Origin of the sequence: Flavobacterium taihuense (genome assembly GCF_019351435.1) — a bacterium.
Taxonomy (GTDB): domain Bacteria; phylum Bacteroidota; class Bacteroidia; order Flavobacteriales; family Flavobacteriaceae; genus Flavobacterium; species Flavobacterium taihuense.
Map to the genome: position 1 here is coordinate 52305 of NZ_JAHWYN010000006.1, position 17997 is coordinate 70301.

At 35.3% G+C, this 17997-nt stretch carries 13 protein-coding genes; 9 read left to right on the plus strand and 4 right to left on the minus strand.

Going from position 1 to position 17997, the window contains the following annotated elements; translation table 11 throughout:
- Positions 1-2 precede the first annotated feature (2 nt).
- The 4 genes from KZH69_RS08250 to dnaN all read left to right on the plus strand — a co-directional run bounded on the left by KZH69_RS08250 (position 3) and on the right by dnaN (position 4021).
- Positions 3-299 carry a putative quinol monooxygenase gene (locus KZH69_RS08250; RefSeq protein ID WP_219316961.1) on the plus strand — a complete coding sequence of 99 codons (297 nt, stop codon included), beginning with the start codon at positions 3-5 and terminating at the stop codon, positions 297-299.
- Between the two features lie 85 nt (positions 300-384).
- Positions 385-1110: a gliding motility-associated ABC transporter permease subunit GldF gene (gene gldF, locus KZH69_RS08255; protein ID WP_219316962.1), complete on the plus strand. Its 726-nt coding sequence runs from the start codon at positions 385-387 to the stop codon at positions 1108-1110.
- Positions 1110-2795, plus strand: coding sequence for a gliding motility-associated ABC transporter substrate-binding protein GldG (gldG, locus tag KZH69_RS08260; RefSeq protein WP_219316963.1), 1686 nt, complete (start codon positions 1110-1112; stop codon positions 2793-2795). The genes gldF and gldG overlap by 1 nt, the downstream gene beginning before the upstream one ends.
- Positions 2796-2902: 107 nt before the next feature.
- Positions 2903-4021: a DNA polymerase III subunit beta gene (dnaN, locus tag KZH69_RS08265; protein WP_219316964.1), complete on the plus strand. Its 1119-nt coding sequence runs from the start codon at positions 2903-2905 to the stop codon at positions 4019-4021.
- A gap of 177 nt (positions 4022-4198) precedes the next feature.
- Here the strand turns inward: dnaN and KZH69_RS08270 are convergent, their stop codons facing one another.
- From KZH69_RS08270 to KZH69_RS08280, 3 genes are all read right to left on the minus strand, one after another.
- Positions 4199-5971, minus strand: coding sequence for a MutS-related protein (locus tag KZH69_RS08270; protein WP_219316965.1), 1773 nt, complete (start codon positions 5969-5971; stop codon positions 4199-4201).
- A gap of 110 nt (positions 5972-6081) precedes the next feature.
- The gene (locus KZH69_RS08275) at positions 6082-6915 is read right to left on the minus strand and encodes a universal stress protein (protein ID WP_219316966.1); all 834 of its coding nucleotides are present in this window, start codon (positions 6913-6915) and stop codon (positions 6082-6084) included.
- A gap of 240 nt (positions 6916-7155) precedes the next feature.
- Positions 7156-7983, minus strand: a complete 828-nt coding sequence (locus KZH69_RS08280) for a universal stress protein (protein ID WP_219316967.1) — start codon at positions 7981-7983, stop codon at positions 7156-7158.
- A 175-nt stretch (positions 7984-8158) separates the two neighbouring features.
- Between KZH69_RS08280 and mnmE the strand changes: the two genes are divergently transcribed.
- The 5 genes from mnmE (at position 8159) to gapS4b (ending at position 13984) form a co-directional block, all read left to right on the plus strand.
- Entirely contained in the window at positions 8159-9547 is a 1389-nt protein-coding gene (gene mnmE / locus KZH69_RS08285) for a tRNA uridine-5-carboxymethylaminomethyl(34) synthesis GTPase MnmE (RefSeq protein ID WP_219316968.1), read from the plus strand.
- Between the two features lie 232 nt (positions 9548-9779).
- Positions 9780-10343 carry a helix-turn-helix domain-containing protein gene (locus KZH69_RS08290; RefSeq protein ID WP_255557692.1) on the plus strand — a complete coding sequence of 188 codons (564 nt, stop codon included), beginning with the start codon at positions 9780-9782 and terminating at the stop codon, positions 10341-10343.
- Positions 10340-11482, plus strand: coding sequence for a tyrosine-type recombinase/integrase (locus KZH69_RS08295; RefSeq protein WP_219316970.1), 1143 nt, complete (start codon positions 10340-10342; stop codon positions 11480-11482). Before KZH69_RS08290 ends, KZH69_RS08295 begins: the two co-directional genes overlap by 4 nt.
- Positions 11483-11939: 457 nt before the next feature.
- Entirely contained in the window at positions 11940-12878 is a 939-nt protein-coding gene (gene gapS4a / locus KZH69_RS08300; protein WP_219316971.1) for a GapS4a family protein, read from the plus strand.
- Between the two features lie 2 nt (positions 12879-12880).
- A complete protein-coding gene (gene gapS4b, locus KZH69_RS08305) occupies positions 12881-13984 on the plus strand; it encodes a GapS4b family protein (protein WP_219316972.1) in 1104 nt (367 codons plus the stop codon).
- Between the two features lie 114 nt (positions 13985-14098).
- On the opposite strand, the gene KZH69_RS08310 is transcribed toward gapS4b, so the two are convergent.
- Positions 14099-17962 (minus strand): sacsin N-terminal ATP-binding-like domain-containing protein, encoded by a 3864-nt coding sequence (locus KZH69_RS08310; RefSeq protein WP_219316973.1) that lies wholly within the window; start codon positions 17960-17962, stop codon positions 14099-14101.
- Positions 17963-17997: the final 35 nt, after the last annotated feature.

Here is a 17997-nt window from a genome sequence, read left to right on the forward strand (position 1 = left end):
AAATGTTTGTACGAATAGTAAAACTGAGATTTCATGAGGAAAATATTCCTGCTTTTCTTGAAAACTTCGAATTAATGAAAGATAAAATACGAAATGCTCCCGGAAATCGTTTTTTGGAACTGTATCAGGATAAAGACAACAAAAGCATTTTCTTTACCTATAGCTATTGGGAAACCGAAGCAGATTTGGAAAACTATCGAAATTCGGAGCTTTTTAATACCGTTTGGACATTTACCAAACAATTATTCAATGCAAAACCCGAGGCTTGGAGTGTCGATAAATTGGTAAGTTTACAGTAAGCAGTTTTCAGACCGCAAATTCCAAGCTAAAAAACTTAGTATATTTGCACCTTTGTAATAAATAAACGATTAAACAAAAAAATAAATGAAGTCAATCGTATTTCGCGAAATAAAATCCTTTTTTGGTTCACCAATCGGATATTTAGTAATTGCCCTTTTTTTAATTGGAAACGGTTTATTCCTTTGGGTTTTCGAAGGTGATTATAATATTTTGAATACCGGTTTTGCCGATTTAACTCCTTTTTTTACTTTGGCTCCGTGGATTTTAATCTTTTTGATTCCAGCTGTGACCATGCGCAGTTTCTCAGATGAGAAGAAACAAGGCACACTCGAATTATTGCTTACAAAACCCATTAGTCTTTGGGAAATCGTAAACGGAAAATTCTTGGGTGCCTTTCTGCTAATCGTAATGGCTATCATTCCTACTTTTATTTATGTGGAAGTGGTTTGGAATCTGGGTTCACCCGAAGGAAACCTTGACTTAGGAAGTACTTTAGGTTCGTATTTCGGTTTATTGTTTTTAATAGCCGCTTATTCTGCAATTGGGATTTTTACTTCATCTATTTCAGAAAATCAGATTGTATCCTTTATTATTGCTGTTTTTCTATGCTTCTTTTTCTATTTTGGATTTCAAGGACTGGCATCTGTTTTACCTAGTTTTTCTTCTTTTATTTCTTATTTCGGAATGCAAGATCACTACAAGAGTATGAGCCGAGGCGTTATAGACACAAGAGACGTAATCTATTTTGTTAGCATTGCTGTTCTTTTCCTCTCTTTCACAGTCTTTAATTTAAAATCTATTAAATCGTAATGAAAGCATTCAATATAAAAAACGCCAAATCCTTATTGATTACTGTTGCGATAGTATTTCTTTTAAATATCATTAGTAATTTCTTTTTTCATCGTTTTGATTTAACCCAAGACCATCGCTATACCCTATCCCCTACTACTTTAAAGATACTTAAAGACGTTAAAAATCCACTATCCATAAAAGTGTACCTCCAAGGAGAATTACCAGCAGAATTCAAACGACTGCAATTGGAATCCAAACAGCTGTTGGAAGAATTTCAAGCCTATAATTCTAATATTATCATCGAATTTGTAGATCCATTGGAGAACAAAGACGAAAGTATGGATAAAATCAAAGAGTTGTATCGAAAAGGCTTAACACCAATAAACATCACTGTTGACGACAAAGGAAAACAATCACAATCGATGGTTTTTCCTTGGGCAATTGCAGTTTACAACAATAAAGAAGTAAATATTCCGCTGTTGAAAAACATTATGGGAGCTTCTACCACCCAAAAAGTAATTGGATCGGTTCAGCATCTTGAATATTCCATTTCGGATGGAATCAATAAAATTTCCAAAGACAAACAAAAGAAAGTTGCCATCATCAAAGGAAATGGAGAACTTCAGGAACGACATATTGCCAAATTCCTGATGCAAGTTCGCGAAAGCTATTTTATCGGACCCTTTACCTTAGATTCCGTTGCCAAAAATCCGGAAGGAACTTTAAAATCATTGCAAAATTATGATTTGGCTGTCATTGCCAAACCAACCGAAGCTTTTACTGATGATGAAAAACTGGTTCTGGATCAATTCATCATTCATGGAGGAAAGACCCTGTGGCTAATCGATCAAGTCAATGCCGAAATGGACAGTCTGTACAATCCTTCAGGTACAACATTAGCATTTCCAAAAGACCTTAATCTAAACGATATGTTTTTCAAATACGGGGTACGTATCAATCCCGATTTGGTCAAAGACGAACAAGGAAGCCCAATAAAACTGGCCAGTGGAGAACAAGGAAGTGGAACACAATACCAGGATTTTAACTGGAAATTTGCACCTCAAGTATATCCTATCAGTAAACATCCGATTGTAAAAAATCTAGGCGGCATCAAATTTGATTTTGCCAATGCAATGGACACTTTGAAAAACGGCATTAAGAAAACAGTATTATTACAATCTTCTCCTTATTCCAAAAAAATAGGAACTCCAGTAGAAATCAACTTGAATATGGTTTCCGAGCAGACTTCTCCTGATGATTACCTCAATAAAGGAAATATTCCAATGGCCGTTTTGTTGGAAGGTACTTTTCATTCCGTGTTTGAAAATCGTGTTTTACCTTTTGAGGAGAAATCATTTGCAACCAAAGGAAAAGAGAGCAAAATGATTGTGATTGCGGATGGGGACATTATAAAAAACCAGTTAGACAAAGCAGGTCAGCCAGTAGAATTGGGCTACGACCAACGTTCTGGCAATTTATATGACAACAAAGATTTTATGATGAACTGCGTCAATTACCTGCTGGATGATACCGGACTTATTAACATTCGAAGCAAGGATCTTGATTTACCACTGTTGGATAAAGAAAAAGTATATGAAAACTATACCTTTACTCAGTTCCTAACTATCGGGCTTCCAATTCTAATTTTGTTCTTGTTTGGCCTCGGATTTACAATCCTTCGAAAAAGAAAATACAGTAAATAGATGTTAATAAAAAAGTTGGTTTTCTAGAATAGTTTACAATATATTTGTAAAGTGTATTCTAAATTTTAATTCGGAAAAAGCACACCATTAAAAACAAAATAATAGAGATGAAATTTATAGTATCGAGTTCGTACTTATTAAAACAATTGCAAGTTTTAGGTAGCGTTATCAACAGTAACAATACATTACCAATTCTGGATAACTTCTTGTTTGAATTAAATAATAACGAATTGACTGTTTCGGCATCCGATTTGGAGACTACAATGTCTGCCACATTGGCTATCGACTCCAAAAGTAAAGGAAGTGTTGCAGTACCTGCAAAATTATTGTTGGAAATCCTTAAAACCTTTCCAGAGCAACCTCTAACTTTTACAGTTGAAGAAAATAGTACTATAGAAATTAGTTCCAACTCAGGAAAATATGCTTTGGCATATGCTCCAGGAGAAGAATTTCCAAAATCAGTAAACTTAGACGAGCCATCGGTAACTCTAGTACCAGCAGATGTTTTGGCAACTGCTATCAGTAAAACTATTTTCGCAGCAGGAAACGATGATTTACGTCCCGTAATGTCTGGAGTTTTCTTCCAGTTTTCACCAGAAGGTTTAATTTTTGTGGCAACAGATGCCCACAAATTGGTAAAATATGCTCGCACTGATGTAAAAGCATCGCAAGTGGCTGAATTTATCATGCCAAAGAAACCTTTGAATATTTTGAAAAGTATACTAAATACCTCAGATGCTGAAGTAAAAATAGAATATAACGATTCGAATGCTACTTTCTCTTTTGACAACTACATTTTATTATGTCGTTTAATTGATGGAAAATACCCGAATTACGAAGCGGTTATTCCAAAAGAAAATCCAAACAAATTGATGATGGATCGTTCTCAATTCTTGAGTTCAGTGCGTCGTGTTGCGATTTTCTCCAACAAAACAACTCACCAAATTCGTTTGAAAGTGGCCGGAGCCGAATTGAACATTTCTGCTGAAGATATCGACTACTCCAACAAGGCGGAAGAAAGATTGACTTGTGATTACCAAGGAGACGATATGCAAATAGGTTTCAACTCCCGTTTCTTGACAGAAATGTTGAACAACTTGCAATCTGATATGATTATGCTTGAAATGTCATTACCCAACAGAGCCGGGATTCTAACTCCAATAGATGGTTTAGAAGAAGGCGAAACCGTAACCATGCTTGTGATGCCAGTAATGCTAAACAGCTAGTTACCTCAAAATACTAAACTAACCAAAACCATTTTTTATATTTAAAAGACCGAAATTCCTAACCAGAGTTTTGGTTTTTTTTTGAATACATACCAACTTTTTTCTCACAAAGACGCAAATTTTAGGACAGCTTCCTTTGCGCCTTTTCCAGAATTTACCCCCCTATACTGAACACTATTAAATAACACCCATTTTCTTCATCAAGAAAGTGGCGCTTTTGTTTTTACAAATACCGTCACGAAGTGTGTAATCAAAATGCAATTCGTTGTTACTGATTTCAACTTCAAAGCATTTGTTGGTTAGAATATCTGGATATTCATTGGTCGTTAAGCAAACCTCAATATCATGAGTAGCAATGGCACCAATGGCTTTTTTAGCAATTACTTTTTTGACTACTTCAATCGTTCCGTTTCGTTTGTCATCGGAGTTGGTACCTCTCAGAATTTCATCCAAAAGCACAAAAGCAGGATTCGCTTCCAATTCATCCATAATTTGCTTTAATCTCTTGATTTCGGCGAAGAAATAGGATTCACTATCGGATAATGAGTCGGAAAGTCGCATAGAAACCAAAACTGGTAGTGGATGTACATTGGCCTGACTCGCGCAAACAGGAGCCCCCATCCCTGAAAGTACCATATTTACTCCCAAACTACGCAAGAAAGTACTCTTCCCCGACATATTCGAACCAGTCAAAATCATAAACGATTGCGGATGAAACTGCACCTCATTCCCTACTCTAGTTGCGGGATTTAATAATGGATGACTTAAATTAGAGAAATTAATTTCAAAATTTGTATTCAATGTTGGATATACAAATTCGGGATTGTTATAAGAGAAATTTGCTAAACTGTTGAGCATTTCAAATTCGCCTATAACTTCTAACCATTCTTCTAAAACTCCAGCATGTTCTTTTTTCCAAGCTATCATAGATTTCAAAACATGCACATTAAAAAGAAAAGTTCCGTTAAATAATAAAGCAGTCACAAAATTCCCAATTGTTTCCATATTAGAAAACAACTCAGCTAATTTTTGAAGATGTGCGCTAGCCTTTTGGTTTTTAAAGTTTAATTTCTGTTGTAAATCTTTTAGTTTCTCTGACTTAAAGTTTACGTTTTCAATTTTTTGAACTAATAAGCTGTATTGACTGATTATTGTATTGATGTTTTCGGATTGAGCAATTTCCATTTGAATTCGCTTTGTGAAATTGCCCAAAACTCCTAAATTAACGACAAACAAAAACGATGAGTACTTCAGGAAAACCATGTTTGAAGTCAACAAATAAGCTATAAGACAACTAGCAAAAAGTGCTGGAAATAAATATGAAATTATAACAGCTCCTTTAGACAATGGTTTACTGTTATATAACCTCCATTGCAACAAAATTTTATAAAATGTTTCATTGTCCTGTCCAACTTTGGCGCAAGCCAAAAAATCCTGACGCCAATTTAATTTATCTTTTAATTCCTGTACCGCCTGATGATTTTTTAAAATCTCTTCATTTGGCAAAAGTGTTAATAACTGTTTGGCTAAGGTTTTTTTTCCAATAAAAGTGGCGGTTCTATTTAGATTTTGGAACAACGAATGCGCTCCGAAAATATCTAAATCATAGGCATACGGATGATGAAAATCATTGAATTCAGCACCATTTTCAAAAGGGATTGATTTTCGGTCCAAATAATTAATTTCATTTTCGTTGATTTCAACCAGTGCGGTTTTAATCTTTTTTTGAAATGATAATTTTGAATGGATTCGCATCAAAAAAAGAAAACTAGCGAAGAGTATAATTGCCGCTATGACAAATACTGATTCGCTAGTTTTTATGTAATAAAATAAACTTCCTAAAAAAAGTAAAATACTAATAAACCTCAGAAAACTAATGCTATTATATTTTGTATTGATTGCCTTTAACTCCTGTGAATAGTTTTGGCTATTGCTTTTGTATATTTCCATTTTTTGTTTTAATGATGAACAAATGTATACAATATCAATTTCAATGGCAATTACAATACTGAAAAGTTAAAAATCCAAACAAATGAAATCTGAAATCCAAAATCTGAAATCTATTCCTCGTGCATTGCCAAGACGGGAACTATTGAAATATTGGATAATTTTTGTGTCAAGCTTGGGTTGAATAGTTCGGAGAAAAAATTACGTTTATGGGTAATCATCGCTAAAATATCAATATTTTTGTAAGAGACAAAATCCAAAATAGTTTCTTTGACAAGATCGCTGTTAATAGTTGAAAATTGAACAGGTTCATTTTCGAACTCAGTTTTCCATTGCTCTATTGTTGCTTCAGGTACATCAGAATTACCAGTTTTTACATACAAACATTTTACAGTGGCATGTGTTTTTTTGGCTATTTTGATTATTTGTCTTAATGGAGCTTTGTCTTTTTCTCTAAAACGAGTTGTAAAACCAATGTTTTCTATTTTAGTAAATTTAGCCTCTTTTGGTACGCTAAGTACAGGAACCCCCACAGTTGTAACTATTTCTCCAGTATTGGAACCTATGAAAAAAGATTCCCATCCTGTGGCTCCTGAAGTTCCCATAACTATAAAGTCAATTTTTTCCTCTTCGACTGCTTTTTTTATAGCATAAATCAAGTCACCATCAACCAGTTTGTGGCTTAATTTTATGTCATCTAGATGATTTTCTTTGGCTAGCTCACGAAGTTTTGGAATTTCCTCTTTGAACATATCAAATTGTGCCAATTGTAAAGAATCAAAAATATTATAATACGTATCTGGAATAAATTGATTGTCAATAATAGGCAATTCAAAAGTGTGCAATAATACTAGTTCGGCATTCACCACTTTTGCAAAATGCAATGCATGGATGAAGGCATTGTTGGCGACTTCTGAAAAATCGGTGGGAAATAAAATCTTTTTCATTACTCTGAAATTTAAAGGTTTAATTGATGAGAATGTATTAGTAACAATTTTAAATTGGTAGTGAACTATCTTTTAGGCAATAAACAACTTGTTTTACGGTTTTGCGTGAGGGATAGAAGCAAGCTACCAAAGTAGCGCGGATAGCCCGACCGCGTGGAGCAAAGGGGGCGAAATATAAGTCTCAAAAGTACCCCCCCTTTGCTCAACGGGGTCACGCCCAACTATTTTCGATTATACAGATTACGGTATTGATAAAATTGGAATATTGCTGTGAAATGCGAGTTTTTTCGAAAGACTAACATCAAATAGTTTTTGAAAAAAACTTCTGTGTTTAACGTGAATGGCAATCATATTAATGTTGTTTTGTTCTATAAAATTCAAGATTACTCCCTCGACATCATTGCTCAAAATAGAATGAAAATCGACATTTTGGTCTTTGAAAACATTTTTAAAATCGACAACAAAATCGTCTTTATAAACGGTATGTGGTGGTTTTACGTTCAGGCAATCAATATGGGAGTGAAAAACACGGGCTAGAGCCTGCACTTTTTGCAATGCTTCAATGTCAATTATGTTGTATTTTGTGGTGAATAGGATTTTTTCGATAGGTTTATATTCACATTTTTCTGGTATGGCAAGAACGATGGCCTTAGATTCATTCATTATCTTGGTCGCTATCGTACCCAAAAATATTTCTCGTAAATGAGTCACTCCTTTGGTTCCCAGTACAATGAAATCAATATTTTCTTTTTTGGAAATCTTAATAACTTCATCCACCAAATTACCTTGTAAGAGCACATTACTGATTTTGATATGTGAAAGGTTATTGGCTTCAGCCATCTTGCGTAAAACAGGCACCTCATCTTTGTAATTTTCAAAATTCGTTAATTCTTCATACTCATAAATCTCCTGCAAATAGATAGAAACGTCCAAATAAGCGGGCGAATCCAATTGATATACATGCAAAGTGATTATTTCGGCATCGATGGCATCGGCTAGCTTTAAAGCATAAATAAAAGCGTTTTTTGAAACATCTGAGAAATCAGTTGGAAACAATATTTTCTTCATAGCTGTTTTAATTTATTGTAAATCAATATTTTATCTAAAGTTACGAAACTTCTTAAAATAAAGTATGACAATTGTCATTTTGATTCCATTTTAATAAAAAAATAACATAAAATGCATTGATCGCGACGACTTGCAAGGTGGTAAGTTTTGTTTACTTTTGCATAAATTTTTTGTTATGATTCAAAACGATTCTATTGTTGCCTTAGCGACTCCTTCAGGAGCGGGTGCCATTGCCATAATTCGAATTTCGGGCGAAGATGCCATAACTATTGGGCATACAGTTTTTCGATCTATAAAAAACAAAGATTTAAGACTGCAAAAAACGCATACGTTGCATTTGGGACATATTATAGATGGACAAAAAACGCTGGACGAGGTTTTGGTTTCTGTTTTCAAAGGGCCAAATTCATACACAGGAGAAAATACGATTGAGATTTCGTGTCACGGCTCTACTTATATTCAGCAGCAAATTATTCAGTTATTGTTGCGAAAAGGCTGCCGAATGGCGGATGCTGGAGAATTTACCCTGAGAGCTTTCCTGAACGGAAAACTAGATTTATCACAAGCCGAAGCCGTAGCTGATTTGATTTCCTCCGATAATGAAGCTTCGCACCAAATTGCGATGCAGCAAATGCGTGGTGGTTTCTCCAATGAAATTGCCAAACTGCGTGAGGAACTCTTGAATTTTGCCTCGCTAATTGAACTCGAGCTAGACTTTGCAGAAGAAGATGTAGAATTTGCAGACAGAACCCAATTTCACGAATTATTGAACCGAATTGAGTTTGTCCTCAAGCGCTTAATCGATTCGTTTGCTGTTGGTAATGTTATTAAAAACGGAATTCCTGTAGCAATTGTCGGCGAGCCTAATGTTGGAAAATCAACGCTCTTGAATGCTTTACTAAATGAAGAGCGTGCAATTGTTTCTGAAATTGCAGGGACAACTCGTGATACGATTGAAGATGAATTGGTAATAGGCGGTATCGGTTTTAGGTTCATTGATACAGCTGGAATACGCGAAACGGCTGATGTGGTTGAAAGTATTGGGATTAAAAAAACGTTCGAAAAAATAGAACAAGCTCAGGTTGTTGTTTTTCTTTTTGATAGTTCCGAGTTTAAAGTTTCAGGACTGAAACTTAAAGTGGAATTAGAGAAAATAAAAAATCAGTTTCCGCTGAAACCATTAATCATTATTGGCAATAAAGCTGATAAACTAACTGAAATTGAAATTAAAAATATCAAAGCGGAAATTCCAGAAATTTTGCTTATTTCTGCCAAAGAAAAACTAGGCGTTGATGAACTTAAAAATCAACTCCTATCTTTTGTAAATACAGGCGCTTTACGAAACAACGAAACCATTGTTACCAACACCAGACATTACGATTCACTACTCAAAGCACTGGACGAAATTCAGAAAGTGAAATTCGGATTGGAAACCAATCTTTCCAGTGACCTTATGGCGCTTGACATTAAAGAAGCATTGTATCAATTTGGAATGATTACTGGCCAAGTCACGAATGACGAGTTGCTGGGTAATATCTTTGCTAATTTCTGCATCGGAAAATAGGTTTCACAAAACATCACAAAATAAAACAAAGAATCCCAGTTAAAATGTCATAAAACGGCATTTTAACTGGGATTCTTCTTTCTGTTTAAATATTTTTATTTACAGATAGTTTGTTCTTTTTTGTACCATTATTGTACCACGAAAAAAAAAATCCCGATGTGGATTTTTTTTGGTGAGATTATGACACATAGAGAGACACATAGACACAATGGGACACAAAATTAGTCACATTATGAGTTCTAACATTGAGGTCATCAGAATTTGTGAACACTGCAAAAAACAGTTCACAGCCAGAACAACGCGAACGCGATATTGTTCACCCATTTGCAACAGTCGGGGTTATAAAGCATTGGTACGGAACGGAAAAGTAGAAAAAAGCAATAACGAGACTCTCCAGCTTTTAAACACAGATTTGGAAAAAATAAAGCCGCTTGAGTTTTTAAAAATTACTCAGGCAACCCTGCTTTTTGGAATTAGCAGAAGTACGCTTTACAGGTTAGTTAACAATGGACAGCTAGACATTGCAAAGTTTGGCAAACGAACTGTTATCCGCAGATGTGACCTTGAAGCTTTTTTTGCTATTCCCATACAGGATGTTACTTTGAAGACTGGACAGCAATTTCCTGGTTTTGACAATTGCTATACTATCACGCAAATTCAGCAGAAGTACAATATTTCTTCAGGAGCACTCTATCTATTGATTCAACGGCAGGGTATAGTAAAATATTCCGTTGGAAAATTTACCTGTGTAGCCAAACAGGATATTGATATAATTTTTAATGCTGCGGGAAGATGAAAAATATAAATGTTACGCTAAGAAAAAGGACGCTGCCAAGTGGAAAGATTACATTATACCTTGATTTTTTTCCTCCAATCTATAACGCTAAAACTCGTGAATTTTCGCGCAGAGAATATTTAGGTTTATATCTGGTTTCAAAACCAAAAAACAATATTGATAAAACACTGAATTCAGAAAATTTACACAAAGCCGAGATGATTTGTGCAAATAGGCTTAATGAACTGAACAAGCTACAAATCTATACACCATTTGAACAAGAGCGGCTTCGTCTACAGGAAATAGGAGAAAAATCATTTCTACAGTATTTAAAACAGACAGCAGAAACCAGAACAGGCATTAACGCGGAAATTTGGAAATATGCAATTATCCACTTTGAAAAGTTTCTTAAGAACGAAGACATATTAATGCAGGAAATTGATGTAACAATTATTGAGGATTTCAGGGAATTCATTTTGAAGGCAAAATGTTTAAAGAAAAAAGACCAGTTTTTGGCTCAAAATACTGCCCTATCCTATTTTAACAAGATCAAGGCCACCCTACGAAAAGCTTACAAAAAAGGATTACTGCAAACTGATGTTAATGCTGCGGTCGAAAGCATCAAGGAAAAAGAGTCACAAAGGAATTTCCTTACTATGGAAGAAGCTTCCAGACTGTTTAGAACACCTTGCAAAAAAGAAATTGTCAAACGTGTCTCCATGTTTTCTCTGCTAACAGGAATACGCTATTCTGACATTGCAAAACTTACATGGGACGAAGTGCAGCATAGTAAAAGTGAAGGATATTACATTAGATTTAAACAACAAAAAACTGACAGACCGGTAACTCTTCCTATTTCTCAGGAAGCGTTCGAGTGTTTAGGAGAAAAAGTGGAACAATATAAGAGAGTCTTTTATAATTTAAAAAAATGGGACGTAGACCGTTTGTTGCCTATTTGGGTTAAAGACGCATCAATTGAAAAACATATTACGTTTCACTGCTTTCGTCATACATATGCAACATTGCAAATGGCGGCAGGTACCGACATTTTTACGGTATCGAAAATGTTAGGTCACAAAAACATAAAGACAACGCAGATATATACAAAAATCATCGACGAGAAAAAAAGGGAAACAACTAATAAAATTTCATTTAAATAAAGTTTTTTTTTAATTTGTTATAAAAGAAAAAATAGTACTTGACTTTTGCTTTAAGGTAACTTTCTCAGCCACTTTAAAGTTGAAAGTGGATTTTATTTTTGATGCATTCAATTCAAAGAGATCTTTAAGGAAATAGCCGATCTATGTGGGTTACTTGCGAATTGAAAATACATTAAATCAGATGTACTTTTGGTAGCACTACAGAACAAACAATTGGCAGGGAGATGAAGAACTTGGGCAGCGAGCTGAGCAAAGCCAACTCTAACATTCCTGATGAAACAATGTCAATGATATTGAAACTGGAAAAAGAATTACAAAAACTAAAAGAACAATTTGGGATTAAATAAACTAAAAACCAACCTTAGCAATTCGGTTGATAACTTTCCTGTTTAAAAAACATTTCAAGGAAGAATACTACACTAATCTCTTTATCTTAGCAAGATAAAAACAAAAAAGTATGGGTGAATGGTCTAAAACAGTCGGCGAAAAAGGCGAAAAGGTAGTCGACTTTTTCTTTAAGGAAATACTCGGATATAATTCCGTTACTTCCAATGAAACAATAAACTGTATTAAGGGTACGAAACATAAATCTAAGTCAGCAAAAGGTGATAAAACGACACATGGTATTGATGCTTTAATTAGCAGCAAAAGCCCTCTTGAAGATCAATTATTAGATATTATAGTTATATCTTCAAAATATACTGCAGACGAATACCCTAAAAACCCAAAGGCAAAGTTCAAAGACCATTTTGAAGATTTGGCCTTTACACTTGAATGCTTCAAGAATTCTAAACTGTATTCCGAAACGAATTATAAATTCAGCGGAATAACCAGAACAGAAATTGCAGGTATCCTAGTATGGCTATCGGACAAGAGCCCCGAAGACTATGAACTTATTCCTAAAATTGCCAATATGCAAATTGATGCGGACCTTATTTTTGACAAGATTATTGTCCTAGATAATAATCGTATGAATTTTCTGTATCAAACGGTTTTTAGAGCAAAGGAAGTATATGGCGTCGACAATGTTAAATTTGTATATCACAATACTAGCTTGAATATCATCGGCTTAAACTCTATAAGCTATGGCGACATCATGCCAGTACAATACATTTTCTCAGATATTATTCCACTGAGAATCGAAAAAGGAAGCGATGTGGAATTTCTTATTTTCTGTAAAGACAGTTTTTCAAAAGATAATCTTTCTAAACTTCTTTCTTTTGCAAAAAGTTTTGATCATTTAGCCTCGGCGAAGAAAACAATTTTATCTTTCCCAGATTACAATGAATTACACCACAAAGGTGCTATTGAAGGGGAATTATCTAAATTTCCTAAATACAGCTTTAATCAAAACCTTTTAGTTCGCAAGTATCCATCAGATTTTAGAAATAGTTAAAAATGGAAAAAGATTTTTTACCACAAGGTGACCATATAAGACAGCTCCTAGTTAACGCGAGCATTTCAACGACCAATATTAACGGATTGCTCCGGGACAAAGGAGTTTTTCTAGGTCACATAGAGAAGAATAATTCAATCCCACTATTGATGAAAACTCTTGTAAGTCCTGCAGATTTTCACGATTTACATGAGGCACAAAAAAAGAAGGAGGATACTATTAAATTTAGGACTGCAACTATTAAATGTACTTCTGATGTCGATTTAACAAATGTTTTTTCTGCCCCAATGGATCTTGCTGGAAAAATCAAAGAGGCACACAAGTATGAGCCAAATTTTAAGCTTCTGGGGACACCGACATTCTACATCGAGGACGAGACGGCCATTTTTGACTACAAGATCGAACGTGATAATTTTCTTGAAAACTGGACCAGCAATAAGACAGAACATTCAGGGAAGGTTTTCGTCAAAAAGTCAAAGGACGGAAATCTCGAATTGTCAGTCGAACAGAATTCAACTTCAAAAGAAACTATTTTGATAAACGAGCTAATTGTTGGCGAGGTAAAAAAACTTCTTAAAGACCAAAGCTTCATCAAACCGGGGGATGATTTTATCCGCATTAAATTTAAGGATTTTACGAACGCACAAAGGATTCAGTTTTTCTACTCCTTTACAAAAGATTTCTGCATCTATTTAAAATTTCAATCCATCACCGATATCGATCTCTATCTTGATGAAGAACAGGAGTCACATGCAGATATTAAAGCCTTGGTTGACGAAATAGATTCATTAAAGATAAACGGACGTGGCCTCCAGAATAACCCATTACTGAAAAACAACTTATATCATGACAAACTGATCGTTGCATCAATCTCGTTTAAGTTTAGTTTTGATATCAGGGGTGTTAAAGGTAGCGCTAATCTTGTTATCGCATTCCCTGACTATATTGCAAAAAGATCAAGTGATGCAGAGCTACAGATTTCGCTTAATTTTACGATTGAAAAAGAACATAAGAGGATGACAACAGAAACTCAGTTAAGAAAAGAACTTTATGCTTTCGTTGAGAAACACAAGATTGCAAACTATTCAAAATTTAAAACACCATAGATTGTATGGAAATGAATTGCTACTATTTAAGAGGCCGTCTCACAATAAGGTATGTGACGGCTTCTTTTTTTTTTGAGGCATAGCTTAATTCTTCAAAGCCTACCCCCAATTATACTATGGAAGAAAAATCTCCACAGGAAAATCTAATAGCTTTCCAGTTTCTATTTCACTCCTAATATTATCATTTCTTTCCAATCTGCTTTTAGTGGTACCAGCACAATAGACCCTGAATATTGAATAATTATCACCATAGGCGAACATTTGTTTCCATTCTTCCAAAGACAATTTGATCATCTCCTTTGTCGCCGATGGTGTGCCTTTTACCTCAATACATTTTTCAATCCCGTTTTCCATAACCGTAAAATCATAAGGGAGGTAACTTTCAGCCGTCTCGTTATGCCAGATGATTTCAGTAAAGCTATCCTTGTTCTCCTGAAGATATTTATTGACATATTCCTCAGACCATCGTCCTATATCAACTTTAACTTGCGAATTTTCAATTGGTTTGTAAATTTTGGAAGTAGTAACTGTCACTTGGGACAGGTTATTTACCACAGCAGTAACGCTTTCAAAATTAATATCTTCGACTTGTACCTCGGGTACAAAAACATTTTCAAAATCGATATCTACACCTGTATAAGGGCTTTCTGGATCTCCTGTTTCCTCCGAATATTCAGAGCTGGTACCTGGATAAAAGCCGTCATCTTCAGGGATTTCACCCACAGGATAACCCTGTTCTTGAAGCCATAAATAGATGTCTTCAGGCTGAAGCTGCATCGCTAATCCGAATTCCCGTTCCATACCTTCCAATTTTAAAAGATCGCACAGACTGTTGCTAAGACTGTATAAAGTTACAGGCGAATTCCATTTGCCTGTAAAATAAAACTCGCCGTATTGTCCTGGCCAGCAGTCGATCTTAGAATCTACAATCACTTGCTCCTGATCTTTGTAAACCAAGCTTAGTGATTCTGCATTTATAAATTTTGTATTCCCAAAAGTTGATGTAATCTTAGAAAGCGTTTTCTGATAGTTATCAGTACTTTTTTTGGAATAAATGAATGCAAGAAATGACGCGCGTTTCATAAGCGCTTGTTGAAGTTCAACATCCTCCCTTACATTCGAAGGAACAAATTCCAGCAAATCATAAGTGATCATTGGAATATCTAAAAACTCGGACAACGCTTTTATTTCGCCTTTTGACCTTGGTGGCACTTTAAGAAATCTATTGCTTCCCATTGGCGCCTGAGCGTTATGTACAGCAAATATATACAGGTCCGCTGCTGGTTCGAAAGTGTTGTCGATAGTAAGCATATAACTACTGGCCTTCCACTGCTCAATTTTCGGTCTTAAAGAACGTACTACATCTGTAGGCTGACCGATAAGCTGGTCATAAATCGAAAATAACTGTTTGTTAGTATCACTGTCAAGTGGCTGGGAGCCGATCAGATTAAGTAGATGCAGGCACTCTTCTGGACTAAAAATTTTCTTGAATTTAAAAAAATCTATTTGTCCTACAGTCATCGATGCGGGTAAATCTGCAACGGGAAGATGCTGACCGATAATTGATTTTAAAGACGGTGCAAAAACATCAGTCGACTTATAACATTTACCATCTGTGCAGGGAATACATTCAAAATTTTTAACGTAATATTCAATATAGCTCGGAACAATATTACTGCCTCCATAATAATAGTAGTGTGTAGTGTCGCATTTATATTTGAACAGATCCCAACTATCAAGCATTTTTGTCCAAAAGAACTTAGAAAAAGATGCTTCCAATAGACTTGATCTGAATTCAATTGCAGTATAATTCTGTATGTAATGTTGTCCACTTTTTCGATATGGACGATACAACGAAGGATAAGCTTCTGTACTATCCAGCCAGTTTAGATAATCAGTTGCCTCAGGATAGGTTCTTGCAAATTTTTGTCTTTCTATTTTCTCATCGATAAGATCAATAGAAATATTTTCTCTTATACCAATCTTTTTGAAAAAAACTTTCCAGTCTGTGGAATCTTCTTCAGTTTCTATATAGTCTTGTGTCAAAAAATTTGCGTTTGGCAAAATCGTTGAGAGTTTCTTTTCAGGGTTGTACTGATCTGAAAGATAACAATGACTTGGCATCTTTAGACCATTGGTAGTTAAAACCTTCAACAACTTCAAATCCAGATAATCACTATCAGAGAGTAATTTTGCCTGATATACTTTAAAAATAAAGCGAGTGATGACTAATCTGTTTTGCTCATTGATATCATCGTTCTTAATCATCGGAAGGATAGCTTTTCGCACAACTTCCAGATCAGTGGGTTCCCGCACCCCCAATACCTGGAGCCATTTAATTACATGTTTTTTATCGCCGTAAAAAGCTAAAATATCCTCATGAACATAATTGAGGTTTTCAAAATTGATGTCCGGAGTTACTGTCTCTGCCGGCATGAAAATTTCCTGAGGACTTTTGTATTGACCAGACTCATCCATAATAAAAGGTGCCGATTCCAATTGCGGCAGCCAGGTTGGATTATTACCGTTGATTGTCTTGTTATAAAAAAACCGTATCAAATTAATTGCTCCATTGGCATCATCAATAGCTTCAGATTCTACAAGTTTCAGCACCTGCGAAAAAGCAAACTGCCTAGCTCCTAACGGTATTAAGCAGGATTGACTTTCCATCCGCAGATCTACTATTCCATGCGAATCGGTTATGCCGAGATAATCTGTTATTAAGGCTGGAGGGAAGTACTCCGAAAAGCCGGTATTGTCCACTACACTTTGTGAGATTACAATGGTATCCTTACCAGACTGCTCCGGCAAGAAATCAATATCCCCAGCTGCTGCCTCAAGGCTTTTGTTATATGCGATATCGACTTTTAAATCTGAATATGCCGGATACTTGCCATTAAATAATTTAAGAACATCGAAACGATATTGAGTTTCTTGTAAATCGCTAAACCATTCTAACTGCCGTCTTGCAATTTCGATAAACAGAAATTCATTCCAAATATTTGGCATCAATTCAGTACGCTCTGCATTAGTGAGGAAATCTCCATTGATCAGAAATGGGAATTCCTTATTTGCTTTCGTCGGCAGGTACGAATAAATTACGGCCCTCTTAATTGGTATCAAATGCTGATCTTTAACCTGTGCTGCAAATGTTAGTTTGGTCGCCTTGGCTTCTTTTAATTTCTGAGGGCATTCTGTATCGGAAAGCTGATTAAGTTTTACTGACAGTTCCTCACTAATTGGCAGATCCATTATTTTAAATATCCAAGAACTCTGTAACTTACCATTATTGTAAAGATCTACAACATCCTGCGAGGCTTCTTTGGTTACTTCAAATATTTTTTTATCCCTGTCAAAGAGTGTAACAGTTTTAACCTTCCGTAGAAAAAGTATAATTTGACAGTCTTCAAAAACTTTAATAATTTCTCGTTTGATATTTTCACGGTCACTGATACCAATGATTGTATTTACCCAGTCTTCGTCATAAAAGCCGGCAACTTCACTGGCAACCTGATCCGTCCAGATTGGCACAACCTGCCATGGATATTCTTCAGGGTTAGCATAACCCTCAAAATTTTTATCAAAACGAAATGAGAAGCCTCCCGAGACTATGTGCGCATAGTCCGATGAACCAAAGACAGATTTAAAACCAATACCCTTATAACCTGTTTTTTCTACATTTTTATCCTTATCGCTTGCACGGTTACCAATACCTGATATACCTTGAACATCTTCTTTAGTGAAATGTTTACCGTTGTGCGAAAACACAAGGTAATTATCCAGCAGTTGAAAGCGAACACTAATTGGGCTTTCGTCTGAGGAAGAATCATCAGCATTTTGCAGGAGTTCAAAAATGAACCGATTTACTTCACCAAAAACTGTTTTGGATAATACATTTAGTGTACGGGCGAGATCCCTTGAATTGCTGTCATTTTTGGCTTTTTCTTCATGTATAGTATCAACAAATTCTTTGTACATAAACCTTCAATTTAAAATTAATTTCCGCTTTGGTG